The organism is Mycobacterium sp. 1164966.3, assembly GCF_001665395.1.
Classification (GTDB): domain Bacteria; phylum Actinomycetota; class Actinomycetes; order Mycobacteriales; family Mycobacteriaceae; genus Mycobacterium.
Map to the genome: position 1 here is coordinate 17341 of NZ_LZSG01000049.1, position 24861 is coordinate 42201.

Annotated in this window: 28 protein-coding genes; 22 read left to right on the top strand and 6 right to left on the bottom strand. The window is 67.0% G+C overall.

Annotated features, from left to right (window positions below; all coding sequences use genetic code 11):
• Nucleotides 1-75 precede the first annotated feature (75 nt).
• From pcaH to A9W99_RS18940, 3 genes are read left to right on the top strand one after another with little or no spacing between them, the layout of a single operon-like run.
• A complete protein-coding gene (pcaH, locus tag A9W99_RS18930) occupies nt 76-849 on the top strand; it encodes a protocatechuate 3,4-dioxygenase subunit beta (protein WP_067381540.1) in 774 nt (257 codons plus the stop codon).
• Nucleotides 842-1462, top strand: a complete 621-nt coding sequence (gene pcaG / locus A9W99_RS18935) for a protocatechuate 3,4-dioxygenase subunit alpha (RefSeq protein WP_067381543.1) — start codon at nt 842-844, stop codon at nt 1460-1462. The genes pcaH and pcaG overlap by 8 nt, the downstream gene beginning before the upstream one ends.
• Complete coding sequence (locus A9W99_RS18940) at nt 1459-2685, top strand: lyase family protein (protein WP_067381546.1); 1227 nt, start codon at nt 1459-1461, stop codon at nt 2683-2685. Before pcaG ends, A9W99_RS18940 begins: the two co-directional genes overlap by 4 nt.
• On the opposite strand, the gene A9W99_RS18945 is transcribed toward A9W99_RS18940, so the two are convergent.
• From A9W99_RS18945 to A9W99_RS18955, 3 genes are all read right to left on the bottom strand, one after another.
• Nucleotides 2682-4256 carry an adenylate/guanylate cyclase domain-containing protein gene (locus A9W99_RS18945; protein WP_067381549.1) on the bottom strand — a complete coding sequence of 525 codons (1575 nt, stop codon included), beginning with the start codon at nt 4254-4256 and terminating at the stop codon, nt 2682-2684. The genes A9W99_RS18940 and A9W99_RS18945 overlap by 4 nt on opposite strands.
• 122 nt (nt 4257-4378) lie before the next feature.
• A complete protein-coding gene (locus tag A9W99_RS18950) occupies nt 4379-5191 on the bottom strand; it encodes a class I SAM-dependent methyltransferase (RefSeq protein ID WP_067381553.1) in 813 nt (270 codons plus the stop codon).
• On the bottom strand, nt 5191-5805 hold the full coding sequence (locus A9W99_RS18955) for a DUF2249 domain-containing protein (RefSeq protein ID WP_067381556.1): 615 nt from the start codon (nt 5803-5805) through the stop codon (nt 5191-5193). Before A9W99_RS18955 ends, A9W99_RS18950 begins: the two co-directional genes overlap by 1 nt.
• A gap of 47 nt (nt 5806-5852) precedes the next feature.
• Between A9W99_RS18955 and fdxA the strand changes: the two genes are divergently transcribed.
• Genes fdxA through A9W99_RS18980 form a run of 5 tightly spaced genes read left to right on the top strand, consistent with a single transcriptional unit; the run spans nt 5853 to nt 8692 of the window.
• The gene (gene fdxA / locus A9W99_RS18960) at nt 5853-6209 is read left to right on the top strand and encodes a ferredoxin (RefSeq protein WP_067381559.1); all 357 of its coding nucleotides are present in this window, start codon (nt 5853-5855) and stop codon (nt 6207-6209) included.
• Entirely contained in the window at nt 6206-6880 is a 675-nt protein-coding gene (locus tag A9W99_RS18965; RefSeq protein WP_067381562.1) for a metalloregulator ArsR/SmtB family transcription factor, read from the top strand. The genes fdxA and A9W99_RS18965 overlap by 4 nt, the downstream gene beginning before the upstream one ends.
• 56 nt (nt 6881-6936) lie before the next feature.
• Nucleotides 6937-7311 carry a hypothetical protein gene (locus A9W99_RS18970; protein WP_067381791.1) on the top strand — a complete coding sequence of 125 codons (375 nt, stop codon included), beginning with the start codon at nt 6937-6939 and terminating at the stop codon, nt 7309-7311.
• 29 nt (nt 7312-7340) lie between these two features.
• Entirely contained in the window at nt 7341-7688 is a 348-nt protein-coding gene (locus A9W99_RS18975; protein WP_067381565.1) for a cupin domain-containing protein, read from the top strand.
• 56 nt (nt 7689-7744) lie between these two features.
• Nucleotides 7745-8692 carry a nitronate monooxygenase family protein gene (locus A9W99_RS18980; RefSeq protein WP_067381794.1) on the top strand — a complete coding sequence of 316 codons (948 nt, stop codon included), beginning with the start codon at nt 7745-7747 and terminating at the stop codon, nt 8690-8692.
• 9 nt (nt 8693-8701) lie between these two features.
• Here the strand turns inward: A9W99_RS18980 and A9W99_RS18985 are convergent, their stop codons facing one another.
• Entirely contained in the window at nt 8702-9421 is a 720-nt protein-coding gene (locus A9W99_RS18985; protein WP_067381568.1) for a metalloregulator ArsR/SmtB family transcription factor, read from the bottom strand.
• A 96-nt stretch (nt 9422-9517) separates the two neighbouring features.
• Between A9W99_RS18985 and A9W99_RS18990 the strand changes: the two genes are divergently transcribed.
• Complete coding sequence (locus tag A9W99_RS18990) at nt 9518-9970, top strand: DoxX family membrane protein (RefSeq protein WP_067381572.1); 453 nt, start codon at nt 9518-9520, stop codon at nt 9968-9970.
• Nucleotides 9971-9982: 12 nt separating this feature from the next.
• Here A9W99_RS18990 and A9W99_RS18995 read toward each other — a convergent pair whose 3' ends face one another.
• On the bottom strand, nt 9983-10486 hold the full coding sequence (locus A9W99_RS18995) for a DUF1990 family protein (protein ID WP_067381796.1): 504 nt from the start codon (nt 10484-10486) through the stop codon (nt 9983-9985).
• A gap of 32 nt (nt 10487-10518) precedes the next feature.
• On the opposite strand from A9W99_RS18995, the gene A9W99_RS19000 reads away from it, so the two are divergent.
• Nucleotides 10519-11388, top strand: a complete 870-nt coding sequence (locus A9W99_RS19000; protein ID WP_067381575.1) for an aldo/keto reductase — start codon at nt 10519-10521, stop codon at nt 11386-11388.
• A 192-nt stretch (nt 11389-11580) separates the two neighbouring features.
• Here A9W99_RS19000 and A9W99_RS19005 read toward each other — a convergent pair whose 3' ends face one another.
• Nucleotides 11581-12651: a M20/M25/M40 family metallo-hydrolase gene (locus tag A9W99_RS19005; protein WP_067381799.1), complete on the bottom strand. Its 1071-nt coding sequence runs from the start codon at nt 12649-12651 to the stop codon at nt 11581-11583.
• A gap of 43 nt (nt 12652-12694) precedes the next feature.
• On the opposite strand from A9W99_RS19005, the gene A9W99_RS19010 reads away from it, so the two are divergent.
• The 12 genes from A9W99_RS19010 to A9W99_RS19065 all read left to right on the top strand — a co-directional run bounded on the left by A9W99_RS19010 (nt 12695) and on the right by A9W99_RS19065 (nt 24855).
• The gene (locus A9W99_RS19010; RefSeq protein ID WP_082930098.1) at nt 12695-13375 is read left to right on the top strand and encodes a PaaI family thioesterase; all 681 of its coding nucleotides are present in this window, start codon (nt 12695-12697) and stop codon (nt 13373-13375) included.
• 125 nt (nt 13376-13500) lie between these two features.
• Nucleotides 13501-15603, top strand: a complete 2103-nt coding sequence (thrS, locus tag A9W99_RS19015; protein WP_067381578.1) for a threonine--tRNA ligase — start codon at nt 13501-13503, stop codon at nt 15601-15603.
• Nucleotide 15604: 1 nt separating this feature from the next.
• Entirely contained in the window at nt 15605-16177 is a 573-nt protein-coding gene (locus tag A9W99_RS19020; RefSeq protein ID WP_371514972.1) for an HIT domain-containing protein, read from the top strand.
• Nucleotides 16174-16839, top strand: a complete 666-nt coding sequence (gene pgsA, locus A9W99_RS19025; protein WP_067381804.1) for a phosphatidylinositol phosphate synthase — start codon at nt 16174-16176, stop codon at nt 16837-16839. The genes A9W99_RS19020 and pgsA overlap by 4 nt, the downstream gene beginning before the upstream one ends.
• Nucleotides 16836-17837: a phosphatidylinositol mannoside acyltransferase gene (locus A9W99_RS19030; protein WP_067381583.1), complete on the top strand. Its 1002-nt coding sequence runs from the start codon at nt 16836-16838 to the stop codon at nt 17835-17837. The genes pgsA and A9W99_RS19030 overlap by 4 nt, the downstream gene beginning before the upstream one ends.
• Nucleotides 17837-18961, top strand: coding sequence for a glycosyltransferase family 4 protein (locus A9W99_RS19035; RefSeq protein ID WP_067381586.1), 1125 nt, complete (start codon nt 17837-17839; stop codon nt 18959-18961). Before A9W99_RS19030 ends, A9W99_RS19035 begins: the two co-directional genes overlap by 1 nt.
• Nucleotides 18961-20025, top strand: a complete 1065-nt coding sequence (locus tag A9W99_RS19040; RefSeq protein WP_067381588.1) for an NUDIX domain-containing protein — start codon at nt 18961-18963, stop codon at nt 20023-20025. Before A9W99_RS19035 ends, A9W99_RS19040 begins: the two co-directional genes overlap by 1 nt.
• 200 nt (nt 20026-20225) lie before the next feature.
• Nucleotides 20226-21074 carry a pyridoxal 5'-phosphate synthase lyase subunit PdxS gene (pdxS, locus tag A9W99_RS19045; RefSeq protein ID WP_253870073.1) on the top strand — a complete coding sequence of 283 codons (849 nt, stop codon included), beginning with the start codon at nt 20226-20228 and terminating at the stop codon, nt 21072-21074.
• 9 nt (nt 21075-21083) lie between these two features.
• Nucleotides 21084-21920 (top strand): acyl-CoA thioesterase II, encoded by an 837-nt coding sequence (tesB, locus tag A9W99_RS19050; protein WP_067381594.1) that lies wholly within the window; start codon nt 21084-21086, stop codon nt 21918-21920.
• Nucleotides 21917-22513: a pyridoxal 5'-phosphate synthase glutaminase subunit PdxT gene (pdxT, locus tag A9W99_RS19055; RefSeq protein ID WP_067381597.1), complete on the top strand. Its 597-nt coding sequence runs from the start codon at nt 21917-21919 to the stop codon at nt 22511-22513. The genes tesB and pdxT overlap by 4 nt, the downstream gene beginning before the upstream one ends.
• A 173-nt stretch (nt 22514-22686) precedes the next feature.
• Nucleotides 22687-24045 (top strand): AarF/ABC1/UbiB kinase family protein, encoded by a 1359-nt coding sequence (locus tag A9W99_RS19060; protein WP_067381600.1) that lies wholly within the window; start codon nt 22687-22689, stop codon nt 24043-24045.
• 54 nt (nt 24046-24099) lie between these two features.
• Nucleotides 24100-24855 (top strand): YebC/PmpR family DNA-binding transcriptional regulator, encoded by a 756-nt coding sequence (locus tag A9W99_RS19065; RefSeq protein WP_067381604.1) that lies wholly within the window; start codon nt 24100-24102, stop codon nt 24853-24855.
• Nucleotides 24856-24861 lie beyond the last annotated feature (6 nt).

Sequence of the window (24861 nt, forward strand, 5' to 3'; positions counted from 1 at the left end):
GGATCAATGTCCAGCATGGGCACGGTAGTGGCACTTGGGCCCAAGCGGTTTCGCGACCGGGTAACCTCAGCTCTCGTGAAGGCCGCGCCGGAGCCCGTTGCGTCGCAAGCCGACATTAGCGCGGAGATCGCGTACATCGCAGCCGAATACCAACGCACCGGAATCGGTGAAGCCCAACCGCGGCTCGACTATCCGCCGTACCGCAGTAGCACGCTGCGACATCCGAAAAATCCGCTGTTGCTCCTCGACCCCGAGGAGGTCGAACGCTGGGCGCCGTGCTTCGGGTCGCAGGATGTCGACGCGCTCGACGCCGACCTGACGGCTGGCCATGCGGGCGAGCCGATCGGGGAGCGCATTATCGTGACCGGGCGGGTGCTCGACGGCTTGAGCAAGCCAGTAGCGGGCCAGCTGATCGAGATCTGGCAAGCCAACGCCGCCGGCCGCTACCACCATCAGCGCGACCAGCACCCAGCTCCGCTCGACCCGAACTTCACCGGCGCCGGGCGTTGCCTGACCGGGCCGGACGGCAGCTATCGGTTCGTGACCGTCAAACCCGGTCCCTATCCGTGGCGCAACCACCACAACGCGTGGCGGCCGGCGCACGTCCACTTCTCAGTCTTCGGAACCGCTTTCACGCAACGCCTGGTCACCCAGATGTACTTTCCCGGCGATCCGCTGTTCGACCTGGACCCGATCTTCCAATCGATCGTCGATCCGGTTGCGCGACAACGGTTGATCGCTGCGTACGACCATGATGTCACCGAGCCCGAATACGCGACCGGCTACCGGTGGGACATCGTGCTGTCCGGCAGCTACCCGACTTGGACCGAAAGTCCGCGCAGTGGCTGAATTACTTTGCACCCCAGGGCAAACGGTCGGACCGTTCTTCGGCGTGGCGTTGCCGTATCGGGGCGCCGGCTCGCTGGTCAGCGACGCGGACCCCGATGCCGTTCAGTTGTACGGGACCGTTTACGACGGCGCGGGCCAGGGGGTTCCCGACGCACTGATCGAACTGTGGCAGCCCGACAGCGCCGGTCGCATTGTGCGACAAGCCGGTTCGCTGTGCCGTGACGGTGCCGGGTTTACCGGCTGGGGCCGCGCCGCCACCGACGCCGACGGCCGTTACGTCTTCACCACGGTGCGGCCAGGTGTGGCGAGCAGACGCAAAATCCCCCGTACGCTCGGCGTGTCGGGGGATTTTGCGTCTACTCGCCAGGGAGCGTTCTTTGCGATCGCGGTGTTCGCGCGGGGACTGCTGAACCGGCTGTTCACCCGCGCCTACCTGCCAGACGTTGATCTGGATGCCGATCCGCTGTTGTCCACCCTCGACCCGGGCCGGCGCGCCACCCTGCTGTGCGTCGCCGAAAGCGGTTACCTTTTCGACATTCACCTGCAAGGCCCGAACGAGACGGTGTTCCTGGAGTTCCGCGACGACTCAGGCGATCCAGGCGAGCCGAGATGACGAACCTATTGTGGCCCGGAGACGATCGGGCAGGCCGTCTGATGACGGACCAGGCCTTGCTTCAGTCGATGGTCGCGGTCGAATCAGCCTGGCTGGGCGCGCTGGCCACCGCCGGTCTGGCGCCTGCCGACTGCGCCGGTGCCGATCTGTGGCATCTGCTGAGTAGGCGCGACTGCGAGCTGCTCGCGGTCACCGCGGAGGACGGCGGCAACCCGGTCATCGGCCTGGTGTCGCTGCTGCGTGAACGCGCCATGCCGGCGATCGCACCCTGGATTCACCGCGGACTTACCAGTCAGGATGTACTGGACACCAGCCTGATGCTGGGCCTGCGGGACGTCGTCGATCGCGTGATATCCATTCTTGCGGAACAGATTTCGACGCTGTCCGCACTGGTGTCGACCCACCGGACCACGCCCATGGTGGCCCGCACACTGAGTCAGCATGCCGCCCCCACCACGTTCGGCGCCAAGGCCGCCGGCTGGCTCGACGGTGTCGTCGACGCCTATCGGCAGATGAATGCGCTGGCCATTCCGGCGCAGCTGGGCGGTGCTGTTGGAATCTGGTCTGCGACCACCGAATTGGCCGCATTGCTGACCGGCGCTGCCAACCCGGCGGCGGTCGCTGAGCACGTCGCCCGAAGTGCTGCGGCCACTTTGGGATTGGACTTCCGGGCACCGTGGCACACCACCCGGAACCCAATCACCACGGCCGCCGACGCGCTCGTCGGGTGCACCGACTGCTGGGGCCGTATCGCCTCGGACGTCGTCACCCTGGCCCGTCCGGAGATCGCCGAGTTGAGCGAGCCCGCCACCGAGAAGCGCGGCGGCTCGTCGTCGATGCCACACAAGCGTAATCCGGTGCTGTCCATACTGATTCGCCGAGCTGCCATCTCGGCGCCACACCTGGCCGCGATCCTGCACAGCGCCGCGGCGCTGGCGCACGATGAACGCCCAGACGGCTCCTGGCACGCCGAATGGGACACCCTGCGCGTGTTGGCCCGGCGCACCGTGGTGGCGGGCTCTCAGTGCGCCGAACTCCTGGGCGGCCTGCAGGTGCACACCGACAAGATGGCCGAAAATCTCAGCGGCAGTGATGTTCTCGGCGAGCAGCGCGCCATTGCTGACCTCGCTGACAGCGCGCCGTCGCCAACGTATTTCGGTGCCGTCGATCGTCTGATCGACGAGAGCCTGCAGGGCGCACGGCGCGCCCTCGGCGGTCGCTAACGATCGATCTTGCTCAGGACTTCCGTTCTGACAGAAGCGATCTTGTCGCCCAGCACCTCGTAGACCTGCAGCGGCTCCGCCTTGCCCTTGACCTGCATCCGCGGCAGCTCGCGCACCGTGAAGACCTTGCCGGTGGCCTCGTAACACTCCTGGGTGATCAGGACGTTGGTTCTCATCTTCTGATTCAGCGACTCCACCCGGTTCGCCACGTTCACGGTGTCGCCGATCACGGTGTACTCCATCTTGCGGTCCGACCCGATGTTGCCGGCGATCAGTGTGCCGGTGTGCAAGCCGACCCCGACGTCCACCTCGACGCCGCCCTGCCGTCGCTGCTGGGCGTTGAAGCGCGAGACCTCCTCGATCATCCGGAGCGCCGCGCGCACGGCGCGAGCGGCATCGTCGGGCTTGGGCACCGGCGCACCGAAAACGGCCATCACGGAATCGCCGATGAACTTGTCCACAATGCCGCCCTCGTCGAAGACGATGTCGACCATGCGCTGCAGGTAGTCGTTCAGGAAGCCGACCACCTCCTCGGGAAGCAGTCTCTCGCTGATCGAGGTGAAACCGCGGATGTCGCTGAAAAGCACTGTCGCGGTGAGCTTTGCGCTCAGGCGGCCGCCGTCCTTGATGTTCAGCGCCGCCCGCACGACGTCGGCCGGCACGTACTTCTGGAAGATCTGACGCACCCGCTTCTCGGCCTCACGCGACTCGGCGACCTCGTCGAACAGCCGGGCGTTCTCCATGGCTATCGCCGCCTGATCGGCGAAGGCGTGCAACAGGTTCTGCGATTCTTCGTTGAACTTCGTCTCGGTGAACTTGCTGTCCACGTACAGCGCGCCCAGGATGCGCTCCTTCAGCCGCAGCGGCACACAGATGAGCGAGCGCACCTCCAAAGCCATGATCGATCTCGAGCCACGCAGCGAGGTCTGCGCATCCGTGGTCAACACCGGCTCGCCGGTATCCGTCACGCTGTCGAGGACCGAGCGCGAGATGAGCTTCGAGGGATCCTCGATGTCGGTCCGGTCGCGATTGCGGGCGACCTTGAAGTCGAGTTCCCCGTCCTGCACCAGGATCAGGAAGCCGCGTTCGGCTTTCATCAGCTGGACACCCTTGTCGACGATCGTTTCCAGGACTTTCGACATGTCCAGTTCGCTGTTGAGGGCCTTGGTGGTTTCGATGAGCGCCGTGATGTCACGCAGCTTCTGGCTGGTGATCCGCTGAGATTCCTTGCTCTCGGCCAGCGCGGCTTTGGAAGTGGGGGCCGTGGGTGCCTCGCCGCCCGAGCCCTCGTCGGGCACGAAGTAGAGCACGGTCGAAGCCAGCTGGATGCGGTCGCCGGCGCGCAGTGTGTGCTCGGTGACGGCCAGGTTGTTCACGTACGACCCGTTGAAGCTGCCGAGGTCGCGCAGCAGCCAGTGCCGACCGCTGCGGCGGAACTCGCAATGGCGTCGGGAAAGTCCCGGATCGTCCAGCCAAAGCGTGTTGTCCGGCGCGCGGCCGACAGTGGTCGTGCGGTCACTCAGCACGACGACGTCATCCTGGTCTTCGCGCAGGACGATCAGTTTGGCCAAGAGAGTCCTGCGGGTCCTTCGGGCATGAACTGAGATTAGAGCGTGTGCGACAACCCTGTTGGGCATTCCCGCGTCACTCGCACGTCCCACACGTTCGACGCGCCCGTAAGTTCGCCTCGTCGTTAGGCCGGCTTGCGGGCCACGATAGCCACGGCCGCCAGGCGCTCGCGGTGTTTACGGAACGTGCGGCGCATCGCGAGTACCCGCTTACGGGCGTCCCGATGAACGAGCAGATTCCGGGCGAACCGCAAGGCACCGAACAGGCCTTCGTCGGCGATCACCCGCCGCGGCTCCAGCAGCGCCATCGGCGTGGTGGCGACGTGGTCTACCACCAAGCCGTGGCCGGCCAACAACTGCGACCATTCCGCAACCGTGAGGGGACGCGCGTTGACCTTGATCGTGCGGGCCAGCGACTGCCGGATCTCGGTGCTTACTTCCTCGGGAACATCGTCGGGCGTCAACGCCAGTTCGTGGATCGCGTAACGGCCGCGCGGGCGCAGCACCCGGGCCGCCTCGGCGACGATGGCGTGTTTGGTCGCGTCGCCCTGCATGGTCAGCATCGCCTCGCCGATCACGACGTCGGAGCTGGCATCGGGCAACCCGGTATCGGCCGCGTCCGCGACCCGGACCTCGCCGTGTCCCGCGACGACATTGCGAACCAAGTTGGCCGCATCGGGGTCGGCTTCCGCGCCGAGGTACGACCGCGGCCCGCGGGACAGAATCTCGGTTGCCGTGCGGCCCAGGCCCGGGGCCAGCTCCACCACGTCGGCATCGCCAACCTCGGCACGCGCCAGCAGGGTGCGGGTGAGTTCGACGCCGCCGGGACGCAGCACCCGCTTGCCCAGGCGAGCCAGCAGCCAGTGCCCCTGCACGTTTTCGTCGGCACGATTCGAAGACGGCAGGGGCGGGCGCGGTTCATCTCGCTGGGTGGGCATCAGACCGCCTGTCGCGCTTCGGGTTTCGCGGGCTCCAGGACGAGCGCCTGGCGCCGGTGGTGCACGGTGAGGTATCGCAACCCGTCGGGACCGGCGTAGAACTGCCGGCGCGAACCTCGCGGCAACCACACCAAGGCGCCGGGGGACAGCTCGATAGTGCTCATTTCGGTAGTGAGTGTGCCATTGCCGGACAACACGTGAATCAACACATCGAGGTTGGGTCCGGAGTGTGCGGCGATGCTGCCCGCGGGAGGCAACGCGATGATGTTCGAATCCAGATCGCGGTCACGTGCCTGCAGCTTCCACACCGCACCGGTAGCGTCCGGCTCGGCCCTGAACTCATGCGTGTCGGCCACGACACGCGGCAACGGGGTCGAGGCGAGCTTGGTGATGCGGATTCGCCACACCTCGGGTCCCTTGTCGAGGTACTCCCAGCCGTAGCTGCCAGGGTGATCGGCATCGAACTCGTCCCGCAGGTGCCTGGGATCGTGGTTGTTCACCAGCACGAACGACTCGCCGGCCGACAGCGCCGAATAGGTGGCGAAGATTGTCGGGTGCTTGTCGGGCTTACGCAGCTGCCGGACGTCGAGCTCTTGAAGTTCCCTGTCTGCCACAGCTTCTCCTGTAGTATTTACAATATGGTTTGTGTAAACTCTAGCCCATGACGTACGTGATCGGAAAGCCGTGCATCGACGTGATGGACCGGGCCTGCGTGGACGAATGCCCGGTTGATTGCATCTACGAAGGCGGCCGAGCGCTCTACATCCATCCGGACGAATGTGTGGACTGTGGCGCATGTGAACCCGTGTGCCCGGTCGATGCGATTTACTACGAAGACGACCTGCCCGAGGAGTTGCAACCCTATCTGGCCGACAACGCAGCGTTTTTCGCCGAGACACTGCCGGGTAGGGAGGCGCCACTGGGCTCTCCGGGCGGGGCCGCGAAGGTTGGGCCACTAGGTGTCGACACGCCCCTGGTAGCCGCCCAGCCGAGCGGGGACGACGCACGAGGAGCGTGAGCGAAATTAGGCCGAACGAAGAGAACGCGGGCCGTCGCCGCGCCGTGCTGCGGACGTTGCGGGCAGCGACCGTCCCGATGACGATCATCGAGATCGCCGAGGTGCTCGGTGTGCATCCCAACACCGTGCGCTTCCACCTCGACAGCCTGGTCGGCGACGGGCAGGTGGAGCAGGTCGAGCCCGGCCGCAAGGGGCCGGGACGTCCGCCGCTGATGTTCCAGGCGGTCCGGCAGATGGACCGCGGCGGGACTCGGCATTACAAGCTGCTCGCCGAGATCCTCAGCATGGGCCTGGGCGCCGACGAAGACCCGAGCGCCAAGGCGCTGGCGGCGGGGCGGGCCTGGGGACAGAAGGTCGAAACGGGAGAGGACGCTGTAGAACCCGTCGCGAGCGCCGACGAATCGATCGATCGCCTGGTGGACGTGCTCGACGAGCTGGGGTTCGCTCCCGAGCTGCGTACGTCCGAGGGAGAGCAGCAAGTCGGCCTGCGGCACTGTCCATTCCTGGAACTGGCCGAAACCGGAAGCAAGGTCGTTTGCCCGGTCCACCTCGGGCTCATGCAGGGTGCGTTGGAAACCTGGTCGGCGCCGGTCACCGTCGACCGGCTCGAACCGTTCGTCGAACCGGACCTGTGTCTGGCCCACCTCAAGTTGGTGGGTGCCGCCAAGTGACCAGCCACACGGCTGGAACCAGCACTGCCATAGCGGTCACCTATGTTTGGCTCGGCATGGTGCTGGCCATCTCCTTCCTGGAAGCGCCGCTGAAGTTCCGGGCGCCGAATGTGACCCTGCAAATCGGGCTGAGCATCGGTCGTCTGGTCTTTCGTGCGCTCAACACTGTGGAAGTCGCGTTCGCCCTGATCATTCTGGCGATTGTGGCGGCCGGCCCGACGCCGGTGCGGATCACCGTCGCATTCGCCGTCGCGTTTGTCGCGCTGGCCGTCCAGCTGATCGTTATACGTCCCCGATTGACCCGTCGCTCCGACCAGGTCCTCGCCGGTTCGGAAGGGCCTCGGTCCCGCGGCCACTGGGCATATGTGGGGTTGGAGGCGGTCAAGGTCGTCGCGTTGCTCGCGGCGGGGATACTGCTACTGACCGGCTGAGAGACACAACGACTGAGAAGGATCGTCCGATGGAATCGATTTCGTTGACCGGCTTGGCGTCCGAAAAGCTGGCCGAGGCCCAGAAGTCACACAGTGGGCGGGCAGCGCACACGATCCACGGCGGTCACGCCCATGAACTTCGGCAGACGGTGCTGGCCCTGCTGGCCGGCCACGACCTTTCCGAACACGAGAGCCCGGGCGAGGCGACGCTGCAGGTGCTGCAGGGCCACGTGCAACTGACGGCCGGCGACGACGCGTGGGACGGCAAAGCGGGCGATTATGTCGCGATCCCGGCCCAGCGGCACGCCCTGCACGCCGTCGAGGACTCGGTGGTCATCTTGACCGTGCTGAAGTCACAGCCCGGCGCCGCGCACTAGTGGCGATCGCGAGCGCGGCGGAGCCGGGCGAAGCGGGTCGTCACCATCATGACGTGGTGCTCGCTACCGAGTGGTCGCGCGGCTTCGGCCTGCGAGTACCGATCGTCAATGCGCCGATGGGCGGCGTCGCCGGTGGCCGGCTGGCCGCCGCGGTGACCGCCGCCGGTGGTCTGGGCATGGTCGGGATGGGCAGCGTCGCGACGCCCGAAGCGCTGGCCGCCGAGTTGCGGCAGGTCAACGGAAGATTCGGCATCGGGCTGGTGGACTGGGTGATGCGCAAGCAGCCAGCGCTGTTCGAGGATGCCCTGGCCGCACGGCCCGCGGTCCTGTCGGTCAGCTTCGGCACCGACTGGTCCTGGGTCGCCAGGGCGCACGACGCGGGAATCGCCACCATCACCCAGGTGTACGACGCTCTCGGCGCGCGTCAGGCGGCCGACGCCGGCGTCGACGTCCTGGTGGCGCGCGGGGCCGAGGGCGGTGGTCACGGGGACGTGCAGCTTTCGACGCTGCCGCTGCTGGACGCCGTTTTGGATGCCGTGTCGGTGCCGGTACTGGCCGGCGGTGGGATCGCTTCGCCACGCAGCCTGGCGGCAGTCCTGGCCGCCGGGGCGAGCGGGGCGTGGGTGGGCACCCGCCTGGCCGCCTGCCCGGAAGCTCTCACCGGCGACGCCAGCCGTCGGGCCCTGATCGCCGCCGGCGCCACCGACACCCGGGTCACCCGCGTCTTCGACTTGGCGTCCGGGCTGCCGTGGCCCGAGCGGTTCCCGTCGCGCGTGCTGGCCAACGAGTTCGTCGCGCGCTGGACGGGCAGGGAGGAGGCGCTGGCCGCAGACCGTTCGGCCGGCGCCGAGCTGGCCGCCGCGACCGCCGGCGACGACCGCCGGATCGCGCCGGTCGACGCCGGTCAGGGCGTCGGAATGATCGACGGCGAGGCGACGGTTGCCGAGGTCATCGAGACCATGTGTGCGGGCGCCGAACGTCTGCTCCGCGCCTGGGCGCCCTAGCGCCGATTGTCACGCTGGCGTGACGTTCGGCAGGCGGTCATTTGCAGCCGCCGGCTTCAGCACGACGCAACACCTGTTCGCCCCCGGGCACAGTCGAGCGTCCGGCCCGTGCGGGGCCAACGCCTCGGCCACACCGGTGATTAGCGCATGGTTCATGTTGCAGGCCAACTCCGTCTGCTCCCGGGCCAGGGCATGGAACGGGCAATTGGCCAGGTGGACTTCGCCGTCTGCCCGACGGGGTTCGTAGCCGTACCTGCGCAGCATCTCGGTCACCAGCTGCAGCGCGGTCGCGGCGTCACTCGGCGGCGCGCCCACCTCGGCGCCGATGATCTTGCCGTACTCGCGGGCGACCCGGTTGAGCACCTCGAGCACTGGCTCGCCGGTGGCGGCCGACCGGGTAATGGCGGTCGCCATCAGCCGTCCGGCCAGCTCGTACTCGCGCTGCGGCAGGCTGACCGCGATGTCGCGGCCGGCCCTGCGATACAGCTTGGCGGTTCGTCCCGCGCCCGGCCCGGAGCGTCCGGTCAGCCGGGCGTACTCGGTTTCCAGCAGGCCCTCGGCGGTAAGCCGGTCCAGGTGGAACTTGGCCTGGTGGTGCGGGATCCCGACGGCGTCGGCCGCCTGCTCGCGGCTGACCGGCGCCGCTTGCGCGCATACGAATTGGTAGAGCCGTTGGCGCACCGGGTCGGCAAGCGCACCGATGCCGGCCGCGTCGCGCTGCAGGTCCATGAGTGCGCCTCATTTCTAACGAACAAAACACTTGACGTTACAGTCTACTGATTCTAACGTTCACATTATTACCCGTTAGAATCTCAGGAGGAAGTCATGACTACCAGACAAGCCGCCGCGCCCGCCTTGGCGGACCAGGTCAAAGACCCCGCATATTCGGCCTTTCTGCTGCTGCGCACTGTCTTCACGATCGCGCCCATCGTGTTCGGTCTGGACAAGTTCTTCAACCTGCTGACCCATCCGCATCACTGGAGCATGTACCTGGCGGGCTGGATCGACGACATCGTTCCGGGTACCGCCGATCAATGCATGTATGTGGTCGGGGTGATCGAGATCGTCGCCGGTGTCGTGGTTGCGGTAGCGCCCCGCTTCGGTGCCTGGCTGGTCGCCGCGTGGTTGGGCGGCATCATCATCGACCTGGTCACCGGACCCGGTTACTACGACATCGCGCTGCGTGACTTCGGGCTGCTGGTGGGCGCACTGGCGCTGGCCCGGCTGGCGCAGGGCGTGCACAGCGGGAGTATTCGGGCGAGCGTTGCGCCGCGTTGATCGATCGAGACGTCACACCGCGCGCAGATAGCGCTTGGCGATGACGCGCTGAGCCAGCGTCACCATCGGCCCGCCGGCCTTACTCCACCAGGTCCCGGGCCGGGAGAACGCCGATACCTCCGCGAACACCGCGGAGGTGTCGGGGTCCCTGCGGACAGTGAACCGTTCCTCGCCGCTCTCCGGATGGCCCGGCAACGTGCCGTATGCGAAGCCGCGAACGTCTGGTTCGTCGATGACATAAACCACCCGGCACGGTGCGCGCAACACGCCCAGCATCTTCACCACCACCACCGCGGAAACCACGACGACGTCGGAGCTGGCCTGCACACGCAGGCCGGCTCCGCGCTGCATTCCCCAGTGCATGACGGCGTCGGCCGCCTGCTCGAAACGCTGGTCGCCGCTGCCGATCTGGGCCGACGCACTGAGGTGGTGATAGCCCGACGGCAGCTGGGCCGCCGCGGTGGCGCCCACCTCCCGGTATGTCAGCGGCTGATCGGCGAGCGCTTCCAAGTCCACCAGCCCAGCTTGCCACGCGTACGGTCGTAGACGTGACTGCTGAAGCATCCGGAACATTCACTCTCGGCGGCGACTTGACCGTCAACCGACTGGGTTTCGGCGCGATGCGCCTGACCGGCAAGGGCGTCTGGGGGCCGCCCGCCGACCGCGACGAGTGCGTGCGGGTTCTGCGTCGTGCCGCCGAGCTCGGCGTGAACTTCATCGACACCGCGGACTCCTACGGCCCCTACGTCTCCGAGGAGATCATCCGCGAGGCGCTGCATCCCTATTCCGGCGTCGTGATCGCGACCAAGGCCGGGCTGCTGAGGACCGGCCCTGATGTGTGGATCCCGCTGGGCAATCCGAGCTACCTGCGTCAGGAACTCGAGATGAGCCTTCGTCGCCTGGGCGTGGAAACCATCGACCTGTTCCAGTTGCACCGGATCGACAAGAACTTCCCGCTGGCCGACCAGGTCGGCGAGCTGGCCACGCTGAAGGACGAAGGCAAGATCCGCCATATCGGCCTGTCCGAAGTGGATGTCGACCAACTCAACGCGGCTCAGCAGATCACGCCGATCGTGTCGGTGCAGAACATGTACAACCTCACGGCCCGCGGCTCCGAGGCGCTGTTGGATACCGTGAGCAGCCAGGGCATCGGCTTCATCCCGTGGTTCCCGCTGGCCGCCGGACCGCTGGCCGCTCCGGGTGGCCCGCTGCAGCGCATCGCCGACAACCATGACGCGACGCCGTCGCAACTGGCCCTGGCCTGGTTGCTGAAGCGCTCGCCGGTGATGCTGCCGATCCCGGGCACGTCGAAGGTGGCGCATCTGGAGGAGAACGTCGCCGCGGCTGATATCACCCTCACCGACGAGGAGTTCGAGACCCTGGCCGAGGCGGGGGCGCAGCAGGGCGGCGAGCAGTGATCGTCGGCGCCCTCACTGGCGTGAAACGTTGGCGTTGGGTGTAACGGGAGGGCGGGAAAAATCGCCCAGATGCCGCCGCAGTTTCACCTCGAAAGCCCTGCATTCACTTTCAAAGCCGTGAGTCACGCTGAACGCCGTGAGTTCACGTTGAAAGCCTGACTGCAGCCTCAAAGCCCCGGGGCGCGCATTGCATCAGTGACCCGTGCCACCGCGCTGGATGAAACCGACCAGCACGTCGACGATCGCCGGAATCGCGCCGCGCGTGATGACTTCATAGCCGTGGGTGCTCAGGGTTGGCACGCACAACAGGCCCGCTCGGGGGGCCAGACCCTTGGCTTTGGATTGCGACGCATCCGACTCGAAGGCGCCCAGCACCGCGGCCTGCGGCGAAAGCCCCAGCTCGGAGGCGACGTCCAGCAAAGCGTCGGCAACATCCTTGTCGTAGACGCACAGCGCGTCGCTGTAGGCCACGATTGGGCCGCCGCTGCACGTCGTGCCGTACTCGACCTCGGTCGGCCCGACCTCGACTGCCACGGTGAGCTCTCCCGGCAGCGTGCGGCTCGCGAAACAACCGCCGACCCCGCCGATTTCTTCGTTGGTGGTGAAGACGAGATAGACATCGCCCGGCGGTCGGTGCCCTTCCGACAACCGTCGCGCCGCCCGCAGCAGCGCGACGACCGCTGCCCGGTCGTCCATGAAGTAGCAGCCGAGATAGTCGCCGAACTCGATCAGCGTCCGCTTGCTGCGATGCACGCACACGCGAGTGCCTGGGCCTATGCCGTTATCGGCCAGTTTCTCGGGCCGGTGACCGGTGAATACGTAGACGTGGGTCCAATCCAGCGCCTTGTCGCCCTGGTCGGGCTTGGTCTCCCAGATTCGTTGACTCTCTTTCGTGGTGTGCTCCGAACCGAGCGTCAGCACCCCGCACAGTGTTTCGTCGCCGAGTATCGCGACCGGGCCCAGCCCGAAATTGCCGGGATACATCGTGCCCAATTGGGTGACGTGGAGAGTCCCGTCTGGCTCGACACGCTTGATCAGCATCGACAGTTCATCCATGTGCGCCATGACCCGGATCGCCGGCGCATCGCCGCCGCGGATCAACCCGACCAGATTCCCGGCGGCGTCGACCCAACTCTCGTCGACGACTGGCTCGAGCTCGCGGCGGCAGATATCCCGGACGGCGTCCTCCTGACCACAGGGGCCGTACGCGCCGAGTAGTTCCTGCAGCAGGTCGCGGTTGAACTCGTGGTCCTCGTTACCCACCAGGGTTCCCTTCGTCTCGATTGCGGGCGGCTCACCTGGCACCATGAGTATCCACGAACGGACGAGCCCGCGACGCAGACCACCCCGATACGGTGTCCTGGTGTCCGGCAAAGCTCAGCATCACCCTGGCGGCGGATTCAACCCGCCCGTTCCGACCACCAAGGGCGGCCCCGACTACGGCCGGTTCATCGATGCGGTGCGCAAGCTGCAGGACCACGCACGTGCCGTCGACGCACCCGACGAGGTGATCACCGAAGCCGCCGACACGCTGGAGAAACTGTCCGCCATGCTCACGCCGTTCGACACCGACGAATGGGAGTCGCCGTCCGGACGCCGGATGGACCTGTCGGTCCGCGGCAACATCCTGACAATCCCGATGTCCGCCCACAAAACCGACGACGGGCGAATCCGCGGCTGGGCCCGCTTCGCCCGATTTCACCTTGGACGCAACGGCGCCGTACACGGCGGGGCACTGGGCATGCTGTTCGACACCGTGCTAGGGCTGACCACATCTGTCCTCACCGGCGGACCACGCCAACGCACCGCCTACCTGAAGATCGACTACCGCCACATCGTGCCGATCGAAAAGGAGCTGCAGATCGACGCCGGAATAGACCGGGTCGAGGGGCGCAAGATCTTCGTCTCCGGCCGCCTGAGCGACGGCGACACCCTGCTGACCGAAGCCGAAGCGTTGTTTGTGCGACTCAAGCCCGGGCAGCCGTAACAGATTGATGGCTCGGGCTCGTCGGGTTCGGCGCCGACGAGCCGCAATGGCCCCCGATAACATTGCTAGGGCCGGCTAGGTCCGTTGATGGCCGTCGAACACGCACAACCCTGGAGACCAATCCGATGAGCGCCCCCGCACACCCCGTCCCGGGAGCCGATGGTGGCGACCCGCGGCGATCGTCGGGCGTCCCGATTCGGGTTCCGGCCGGGACGACGGCGGCCGCCGCCGTCGGCGAGGCGGGGCTGCCCCGGCGCGGAGCGCCCGACGCGATCGTGGTGGTGCGTGACGCCGACGGCAAGTTGCGCGACTTGAGCTGGGTCCCGCATGCTGACGCCGAGGTCGTCCCGGTGGCGGCCAACACCGAGGACGGCCGCAGCGTGATCCGGCATTCGACGGCGCACGTGCTGGCCCAGGCCGTCCAGGACTTGTTCCCGCAAGCCAAACTGGGCATCGGACCACCCATCACCGACGGCTTCTACTACGACTTCGACGTGGCCGAGCCGTTCACCCCGGAGGACCTGGCCGCACTGGAAAAGCGGATGCGGCAGATCGTCAAGGAAGGGCAGCTGTTCGACCGGCGCGTCTACGAGTCCAAGGACCAGGCGCGTGCGGAGCTGGCCGGCGAGCCCTACAAGCTCGAACTCGTCGACGACAAGTCCGGTGATCCGGACGTAATGGAAGTCGGCGGTGACGAACTGACCGCCTACGACAACCTCAATCCCCGTAGCCGCGAACGGATCTGGGGTGACCTGTGCCGCGGACCGCACATCCCCACCACCAAGCACATCCCGGCGTTCAAACTGACCAGAAGCTCGGCCGCCTACTGGCGGGGCGACCAGAACAACGCCAGCCTGCAGCGCATCTACGGCACCGCCTGGGAGTCGCAGGAAGCCCTGGACCACCATCTCGAACTGATCGCGGAAGCTCAGCGCCGCGACCACCGCAAGCTCGGCGTGGAGCTGGACCTGTTCAGCTTCCCCGACGAAATCGGTTCGGGCTTGGCCGTTTTCCACCCGAAGGGCGGGATCGTACGCGCTGAGCTCGAGGACTACTCGCGGCGCAAGCACATCGAGGCGGGCTACGACTTCGTCAACACCCCGCACATCACCAAGGAGCAGCTGTACATCACTTCGGGCCACCTGGAGTGGTACGCCGAGGGCATGTTCCCGCCGATGCACATCGACGCGGAGTTCAACGAGGACGGCACGGTGCGCAAGCCCGGGCAGGACTACTACCTCAAGCCGATGAACTGCCCGATGCACCACCTGATCTACCGGTCTCGTGGCCGCTCGTACCGCGAACTCCCGTTGCGGCTCTTCGAGTTCGGCAGTGTCTACCGCTACGAGAAGTCCGGGGTAGTGCACGGCCTGACCCGGGTGCGCGGCATGACCCAGGACGACGCACACATCTACTGCACCCGCGAGCAGATGCGCGACGAGCTGGCCTCGTTGCTGCGCTTCGTGCTCGACCTGCTGGCCGATTACGGGCTCGACGAGTACCACCTGGAGCTCTCGACCAAAGACCCGGAGAAGTACGTCGGCTCCGACGAGGTCTGGGACGAGGCCACCGAGGTGCTGCGCGAGGTCGGCGAGGCCTCCGGCCTGCACCTGATTCCGGACCCCGGGGGCGCGGCGTTCTACGGCCCCAAGATCTCGGTGCAGGTCAAGGATGCGCTGGGCCGCAACTGGCAGATGTCCACCATTCAGCTGGACTTCAACATGCCCGAACGGTTCGACCTCGAGTACACCGCCGGCGACGGCTCGCGGCAACGGCCGGTGCTGATCCACCGTGCGCTGTTCGGGTCGATCGAACGGTTCTTCGGCGTCCTCACCGAGCACTACGCGGGCGCGTTCCCGGCCTGGCTGGCGCCCGTCCAGGTGGTCGGCATCCCAGTCGCCGACGAGCACGTCGGCTATCTGGAAGACGTTGCGGCACAACTGAAATCGCACGGGATCCGGACCGAGGTGGACACCAGCGACGATCGGATGGCCAAGAAGATCGTGCACCACACCAATCAGAAGGTGCCATTCATGCTGCTGGCCGGGGACCGCGACGTCCAGGCCGGCGCGGTGAGCTTCCGGTTCGGCGACCGCACCCAGATCAACGGCGTGCCGCGCGACGCGGCGGTGGCAGCCATCGCGAGGTGGATCGCCGATCGCCAGAATGCCGCTCCCACAGCGGAATTGGTACAGCTGCCGGAGCGCTCGGAGGGCTCCCGTGAGTGACCTGGAGCGTTCGGAAAGCGCCGATCGCGACGACGACACCATCTTCGACACCGGCGTCGGCGAGCGTGACCAGTTGCAGCGGCTGTGGACGCCGTATCGGATGAATTACCTCGCCGAAGCGCCGATGAAGCGCGACGATGCCGAACGCGCCCAGCCATTTAGTGACATCCCGCGGATGTCCGACGAAGAAGGTTTGGTGGTCGCCCGCGGCGAACTCGTCTACGCCGTGCTCAACCTCTACCCCTACAACCCCGGGCATCTGATGGTGGTGCCCTACCGGCGGGTTTCGGAGCTCGAGGACCTGACCGAGCCGGAGAGCGCGGAGTTGATGGCGTTCACGCAGAAGTCGATTCGCGTCATCAAGAAGGTCTCCCGGCCGCACGGCTTCAACGTCGGCCTCAACCTGGGCACGTCGGCGGGCGGGTCGCTGGCCGAGCACCTGCACGTGCACGTGGTGCCGCGGTGGGGCGGCGACGCGAACTTCATCACGATCATCGGCGGCTCCAAGGTGATCCCGCAGTTGCTGCGCGACACGCGGCGGCTGCTTGCCACGGAATGGGCCCGGCAATCATGAGCAAGCTGCCCTTCCTGTCCCGGGCGGCATTCGCACGGATCACGACCCCGGCCGCCCGCGGGGCGCTGCGGATCGGCCTCACTCCGGACAGCGTCACCATTCTGGGCACCACCGCGTCGGTGGCCGCCGCACTGACGCTGTTCCCGATGGGCAAGCTGTTCGCCGGCGTGCTGGTGGTCACGTGTTTCGTGGTGTTCGACATGCTCGACGGCGCGATGGCGCGTGAACGCGGCGGCGGCACCCGATTCGGCGCGGTGCTGGATGCCACCTGTGACCGGATCAGCGACGGGGCGGTGTTCTGCGGGTTGCTGTGGTGGATCGCATTCCACCAGCACGACACGCTGCTGGCGGTGGCGACGCTGGTCTGCCTGGTCACCTCGCAGGTCATCTCCTACATCAAGGCCCGGGCGGAAGCCAGCGGATTGCGCGGCGACGGCGGGTTCATCGAGCGTCCGGAGCGCCTCATCATCGTCCTGACCGGAGCTGGGGTATCGGACATTCCATATGTGGGCTGGCCGCCCGCGCTGGCGGTCGGCATGTGGGTACTGGCGGTGGCCAGCCTGATCACCTGCGCCCAGCGCTTGTACACCGTGTGGAGCACACCGGGGGCCACCGATCGCATCACCGGTCCCGCCGTCGGGCCGGGAAAGAGCGGACCATGACCGCCGCGCGATTCGGCACCCGATTAAGTCCCCGATTCGGCCTCAGTGTCGTTGGGGCGCAACGCCAATTGGCGCGCAGCCTTTTTGCCGGCGCCGCGACGGACTGGGCGTACGCCACCGGCTGGATGGCGGTGCGGGCAATGCCGGAGTTCGCTGCGCGCACCGCGTTCGACACCGGGGCGCGCTACGCGTCACGCCACGGCGGCCCCGAGCAACTGCGCAAGAACCTGGCCCGCGTCATCGGGGTGCGGCCCCGCGACGTGCCGGATGAGCTGATGCGCGCCTCGCTGGCGTCGTACGGCCGCTATTGGCGGGAGGCGTTCCGGCTGCCGACCATGAACCATCACGCGCTGGCCCAAGTGCTGGATCGAGCGTTTCGCGGTGCCGACAACCTGGACGCCGCCTTAGCCGATGGTCGCGGCGTCGTGCTGGCCTTGCCGCACAGCGGCAACTGGGACATGGCCGGGGTGTGGCTGGTGCAAACCCGCGGCACCTTCACCACCGTCGCGGAGCGGCTCAAGCCAGAGTCGCTGTACCGGCGCTTCATCGACTACCGCCAGAGCCTCGGTTTCGAGGTGTTGCCGCTGTCCGGCGACAATCAGGCGTCGTTCCGGCCGCCCTTCGAGGTGCTGTGCGAGCGGCTGGCCGACAACGGGATGGTGTGCCTGATGGCCGAACGCGACCTCACTCGAACCGGGGTCGAAGTGGATTTCTTCGGCGAACCCACCCGGATGCCGGCCGGGCCGGCCAAACTCGCGATCGAGACCGGGGCGGCGTTGCTGCCGGTGCACTGCTGGTTCGAGGACGATGACGGCTGGGGATTCTCCGTGCACGAGCCGCTGGATTGCAGCAGCGGCGACGTGGGCGTGATCACCCAGGCGCTGGCGGACCAGTTCGCCACCAACATCGCCGCCCATCCCGCCGATTGGCACATGATGCAGCCCCAGTGGCTGGCCGATCTGTCCGATGCCAGACAGGCCTGGCTGAAGGAACACTGATGCGGATCGGGATGGTGTGTCCCTACTCGTTCGACGTGTCGGGTGGGGTCCAATCACACGTGTTGCAACTGGCCGAGGTGATGCGCGCCCGTGGACACGAGGTCAGTGTGCTCGCGCCGGCTTCGCCGGACGTGTCGCTACCGGAATACGTCGTCTCGGCCGGGCGGGCGATCCCGATTCCCTACAACGGCTCGGTGGCGCGGTTGCAGTTCAGTCCGGCCGTACACGGCCGGGTCCGGCGCTGGCTGGCCGAGGGTGACTTTGACGTCCTGCACCTGCACGAACCGAATGCGCCCAGTCTGTCGATGTGGGCGCTGCGGGTTGCCGAGGGGCCGATCGTGGCCACCTTCCACACCTCGACCACCAAATCGCTGACGCTGACCGTGTTCCAGGGTGTGCTGCGGCCCTGGCACGAGAAGATCGTCGGCCGGATCGCGGTATCGGACTTGGCCCGGCGCTGGCAGATGGAGGCGCTGGGCTCCGACGCGGTCGAGATCCCCAACGGGGTCGACGTCGAATCGCTGGCGTCGGCCCCGCTGCTCGACGGGTATCCGCGACCGGGCAAGACGGTGCTGTTCCTGGGCCGCTACGACGAGCCGCGCAAGGGCATCGCGGTGCTGCTCAACGCGCTGCCCAGAGTGGTGGAGCGCTTCGGCGATGTGCAGCTGCTGGTGGTCGGGCGCGGTGACGAGGACGAATTACGCGCCCAGGCAGGCGAATTGGTGCAGCACATACGTTTCCTTGGTCAGGTCGACGACGCCGAAAAGGCGTCGGCGATGCGCAGCGCCGACGTGTACTGCGCGCCCAACCTCGGCGGCGAGAGTTTCGGCATCGTCCTGGTCGAGGCGATGGCCGCCGGCACCCCGGTGGTGGCCAGCGACCTGGACGCCTTCCGGCGGGTGCTGCGCGACGGCGAAATCGGCCGCCTGGTGCCGGTGGGCGACGGCGCCGCGCTGGCCGACGCGCTGGTCGCGGTGCTGGAGAACGACGTGCTGCGGGAAAGGTACGTGGCCGCGGGGTCGCAGGCCGTCGGCCGCTATGACTGGTCGGTGGTGGCCAGCCAGATCATGCGGGTATACGAGACGGTCGCCGGAGCGGGCACCAAGGTTCAGGTGGCCAGCTGATGACGTCATTGACGATCGCCGTCATCGTGCTGGCGGCGGTGCTCTTTGTGGTGCTGGCCCTGTTCGGGGCCTGGGGGTATCAGCGGGCCAACCGGCTGGACCGGTTGAACGTGCGCTACGACCTGTCCTGGCAGGCGCTGGACGGCGCGCTGGCCCGGCGAGCGGTGGTGGCCCGGGCCGTCGCGATCGATGCGTACGGCGACTCGCCCGAGGGCCGTCGGCTGACGGCGCTGGCCGACGCCGCCGAGCGCGCACCGCGGCACCTGCGCGAAGCCTGCGAAAACGAGCTCTCGGCGGCACTGGCCGTGGTGGATCCGGCGTCGCTGCCCGCGGGCCTGGTCGCCGAGCTCGCCGACGCCGAAGCCAGGGTGCTGCTGGCCCGCCGATTTCACAACGACGCGGTTCGCGACACGCTGGTGCTGGCCGAGCGGCGCATGGTCCGCTTGTTCCGGCTGGGTGGAAGAGCCCCGCTGCCAACGTATTTCGAGATCGCCGAGCGCCCCCACGCGTTGGCGCACAGCGATGCCGGCGCGCCTGGTGTGCCCAACCACCGCACGTCGGCGCGGGTGGTTCTGCTCGACGAGACCGGCGCGGTGCTATTGCTGTGCGGTTCGGATCCGGCGCTGGACGCCTTGGAAGGCGGCGCGGCCCCGCGGTGGTGGTTCACCATCGGCGGGGAAGTGCAGCACGGGGAGCGGCTGGCCGAAGCCGCCGCGCGAGAACTCGCCGAAGAAGCCGGCCTGCGGGTCAAGCCGGCGGACATGATCGGGCCCGTCTGGCGACGCGACGAGGTCTTCGAATTCAACGACGCGCTGATCGACAGCGAGGAGTTCTTCTTCGTCTACCGCACCCAGCGGTTCGAGCCGTCCATCGGGGGGCGGACCGAGCTGGAACGCCGCTACATTCACGGCCACCGGTGGTGCACCGCCGACGATATCGCCGAACTGGCGGCCGCCGGCGAAACCGTGTATCCCCTGCAGTTGGCCGAACGGCTCGCCGATGCGGTCGCGATGGCCGACAGCCGCAGCGCCGACCGGCCGCGCCAACTGCAGTCCATCCGCTAGGGAGCGCGCGCTCTAGATACCGCGAACAGACGCAAAATCCCCTCATTTCGGCACCAAACGGGTGAGTTTGCGTCTGCTCGCGCTGGTTGGGTGACCCCTCATTAGACTGGGCGGACACCAGTTGAAGGAGATAAGCAGTGGAAACCGCCCCTTCGTCGAACGGTAGCGGGCAAACCGGGACCGCGCGGGTGAAGCGCGGCATGGCTGAGATGCTCAAGGGCGGCGTCATCATGGACGTCGTCACCCCGGAGCAGGCGAAGATCGCCGAGGGCGCCGGCGCCGTCGCGGTCATGGCACTGGAACGGGTGCCCGCCGACATCCGCGCGCAGGGCGGGGTGTCGCGGATGAGTGACCCCGACATGATCGAGGGGATCATCGCCGCGGTCACCATTCCGGTCATGGCCAAGGCGCGCATTGGGCACTTCGTCGAGGCGCAGATCTTGCAGAGCCTCGGGGTGGACTACATCGACGAGTCGGAGGTGCTGACTCCCGCCGACTACACCCACCACATCGACAAGTGGAAGTTCACCGTGCCGTTCGTGTGCGGCGCCACCAACCTCGGCGAGGCATTGCGCCGCATCAGCGAGGGCGCGGCGATGATCCGCTCCAAGGGCGAAGCCGGCACCGGCGACGTCTCCAACGCGACCACGCATATGCGGGCGATCGGCGGCGAGATCCGACGGCTGGCATCGTTGTCCGAGGACGAATTGTACGTTGCCGCAAAGGAATTGCGGGCGCCCTACGAACTGGTCGTCGAGGTGGCGCGGGCCGGCAAGCTGCCCGTCACGCTGTTCACCGCGGGCGGTATCGCCACCCCCGCCGACGCGGCGATGATGATGCAGCTCGGCGCCGAGGGCGTCTTCGTGGGCTCGGGCATTTTCAAGTCGGGCGATCCGGCGCAGCGCGCCGCCGCGATCGTCAAGGCCACCACGTTCTACGACGACCCCGACGTGCTGGCCAAGGTGTCGCGCGGGCTGGGCGAGCCGATGGTGGGCATCAACGTGGAGCAGATCGCCGCGCCGCATCGCCTGGCCGAACGCGGCTGGTAAAAACGTCCCGTGGCGATCGAGGAGATCCTTGATCTCGAGCAACTCGAGGTCAACATCTATCGCGGCAGCGTGTTCAGCCCCGACTCGGGATTTCTGCAGCGCACGTTCGGCGGTCATGTGGCGGGCCAATCACTGGTGTCGGCGGTGCGAACCGTCGACCCGCGCTACCGGGTGCACTCGCTGCACGGTTACTTCCTGCGTCCGGGCGATGCCAAGGAGCGCACGGTTTTTCTGGTGGAGCGCACCCGCGACGGCGGATCGTTCGCCACCAGGCGAGTCAATGCCATCCAGCACGGCGAAATCATCTTCAGCATGGGGGCGTCGTTCCAGACCCACCAGGAGGGCATCAGCCATCAGGACGCCATGCCTGCCGCGCCGCCGCCCGACGGCCTGCCGGGATTGCAGTCGGTCCGGGTGTTCGACGACGCCGGGTTCAAGCAGTTCGAGGAGTGGGACGTCTGCATCGTGCCGCGGGAGAAGCTGCAACGTCTGCCCGGCAAGGCCTCGCAGCAGCAGGTATGGTTTCGGCATCGCGATCCGCTGCCCGACGACCCGGTGCTGCACATCTGCGCGCTGGCCTACATGAGCGACCTCACGCTGCTGGGATCGGCGCAGGTCACGCACCTCGACGTGCGCGAGCATCTGCAGGTGGCCTCGCTGGATCACGCGATGTGGTTCATGCGGTCCTTCCGCGCCGACGAATGGCTGCTCTACGACCAGTCCTCGCCGTCGGCCAACGGTGGCCGCGCGCTCACCCAGGGCAAGATCTTCACCCAGCGCGGTGAGTTGGTGGCGGCGGTCATGCAGGAAGGGCTGACCCGCTTCAAGCGCGGCTACCAGCCGTGAACGCACCCAAGGTTGGCGTGCTCGCGCTGCAGGGCGACACCCGCGAACACCTGGCGGCGCTGCGCGAATGCGGCGCCGAGCCGACGACGGTGCGTCGCCGCAGCGAGCTGGACGCGGTGGACGCCCTGGTCATTCCGGGTGGGGAATCCACCACGATGAGCCACCTGCTGGTCGATATCGACTTGCTGGAGCCGTTGCGCGCGCGGCTGGCCGACGGGCTTCCGGCCTACGGTGCGTGCGCCGGAATGATTCTGCTGGCCTCCGAGATCCTGGACGCCGGCGCCGACGGGCGCCAGGCACTGCCGCTAGCCGCCATCGATATGACGGTGCGCCGCAACGCTTTTGGACGGCAGGTTGACTCGTTCGAAGGCGACGTCGTGTTCGCCGGCCTGGCTGACCCGGTGCGGGCGGTATTCATCCGCGCGCCCTGGGTCGAGCGGGTAGGTGAGGATGTGCAGGTGCTGGCGCGCGCCGCCGGTCACGTCGTCGCGGTACGTCAGGGACGGGTGCTGGCGACCGCGTTTCATCCGGAGATGACCGGAGACCGTCGCATTCACCAGCTGTTCGTGGACATTGTCACCGGGCGGGCGTAACCCTCGCGAGCTTCCGTGTGAAGCCTGGGATTTGGGTGTGAAGCCTGGGTGGGGATTCGCGCTTGATGCCCGCCGTAGGCTCACGTCGAAAGCCGTCAGTTCACACCGAAAGCCGTCAATTCACGCTGAACGCGCGCTCTCGTGATCAGACGCCCGCCAGGCATGATGTGTGCATGGCCGACATCGTGCGGGGCCGATTGGGACGCGTGGCAAAGCTGGCGAGCCTTCCAGCGGGCGCGGCCGGACGCGCCGCTCTTGGCGTGGGCAAGCGAATGAGCGGCAAGTCCAGGGAAGAGGTCAACGCGGAACTTCTGGAGAAAGCCGCAGACGAGCTGTTCCAGGTGCTGGGCGAGCTCAAGGGCGGTGCCATGAAGGTCGGTCAGGCGTTGTCGGTGATGGAGGCCGCGATACCACCGCAGTTCGCCGAGCCGTTCCGCGAGGCCTTGGTCAAGCTGCAAACCGAGGCCCCTCCGCTACCGGCAGCAAAGGTGCACCGGGTACTCGACGCCCAGCTGGGCACCAAATGGCGTCAACGCTTCGACTCCTTCGACGACATCCCCGTCGCCTCCGCAAGCATCGGGCAGGTTCACAAGGGCAGGTGGAAGGACGGGCGTGAGGTCGCCGTCAAGGTCCAATACCCCGGCGCCGATGAGGCGCTGCGCGCGGACCTCAAGTTGATACGACGGTTCTCCTGGCTCGCCAAGCAGATTGCGCCGCGCGCAGATGTGGACCGCCTCGTGGCAGAGGTCAGCGAGCGCATCGAAGCGGAGCTGGACTACCGTCAGGAGGCCGACTATCAGCGCGCCTTCGCGAAAGTGTTTGCGGGCGATCAGAAGTTCTGCGTACCGGCAGTCGTCGCCAGCGCGCCGAAGGTCATCATCTCGGAGTGGATGGAGGGCAGGCGTCTTTCCAACATCATTGCCGAGGGCACCCCGGACGAACGAAATGCCGTGTGCGCCTTGCTCGTCGAGTTCACGGTGAGCTCACCGGCGCGCGTCGGACTGGTGCACGCCGACCCCCATCCGGGCAATTTCATGACGATGGCCGACGGCCGCCTGGGAGTCATCGATTTCGGTGCCGTCTCCGCGCATCCCGGCGGCGTCCCCGCCGAATTCGGTGAACTCCTGTGCTGGGCGCGGGACGAACAGTGGGATGAAGTAATCCGGTTGTTGAAGAAGCTCGGGTTCATGCCGCGCGATTACGACCTGACTGCCGGGCAGGTGGTGGAGTACATCGGACCGCTGTGGGCCTATATCGACCCGCTGCGGGCCGGCGAATTTCATTTCACCCGTAAGTGGTTCCAGAAGTCGGCATTGGCCACCACTGATCCGCTCCGGGAGGGATTCGGCGAGCGGTTCAAGGTGGCCCGTCAGTTGACCATCCCACCCGGGTATGTGATGTTGCTGCGCACTTTGGGTGGTCTGCTCGGTGTGGCCGTGCAGTTGGACGCGCATGTGGACTACGCAGCCTTGGCCGAGCGATGGTTACCGGGGTTCTTCCCGCCGGGCGACGGCCCGGAGCCGTCCACGTAGACTCGTTTGGCGAACTTGTCGAGCCATAGAACCAGAAAAACGAGGTAGTAGGGGATGAGCGGCCATTCGAAGTGGGCCACCACCAAGCACAAGAAGGCCGTCATCGATGCCCGCCGCGGCAAGATGTTCGCCCGGCTGATCAAGAACATCGAGGTTGCGGCCCGGGTCGGCGGCGGTGACCCGGCGGGCAACCCGACGCTCTATGACGCCATCCAGAAGGCGAAGAAGAGTTCGGTACCCAACGACAACATCGAGAAGGCCCGCAAACGCGGGGCCGGCGAAGAGGCCGGCGGCGCCGACTGGCAAACCATAACCTACGAGGGATACGCGCCCAACGGCGTGGCGGTGCTGATCGAGTGCCTGACGGACAACCGCAATCGCGCCGCCAGCGAGGTGCGGGTGGCGATGACTCGCAACGGCGGCACCATGGCCGACCCGGGCTCGGTGGCCTACCTCTTCTCCCGCAAGGGTGTCGTGACCCTGGAGAAGAACGGCCTGACCGAAGACGACGTGTTGTTGGCGGTGCTCGAGGCGGGCGCCGAGGACGTCAACGACCTCGGCGACAGCTTCGAGATCATCACCGAGCCAGGCGACCTGGTGGCGGTGCGTACCGCCTTGCAGGACGCCGGTATCGACTACGAGTCCGCCGAGGCCAGTTTCCAGCCGTCGGTGAATGTGCCCGTCGACATCGACGGCGCCCGCAAGGTGTTCAAGCTGGTCGACGCGCTGGAAGACAGCGACGACGTGCAGAACGTCTGGACGAACGTCGACGTGTCCGACGAGGTGCTGGCCGCTCTCGACGAGGAGTGACCGCGC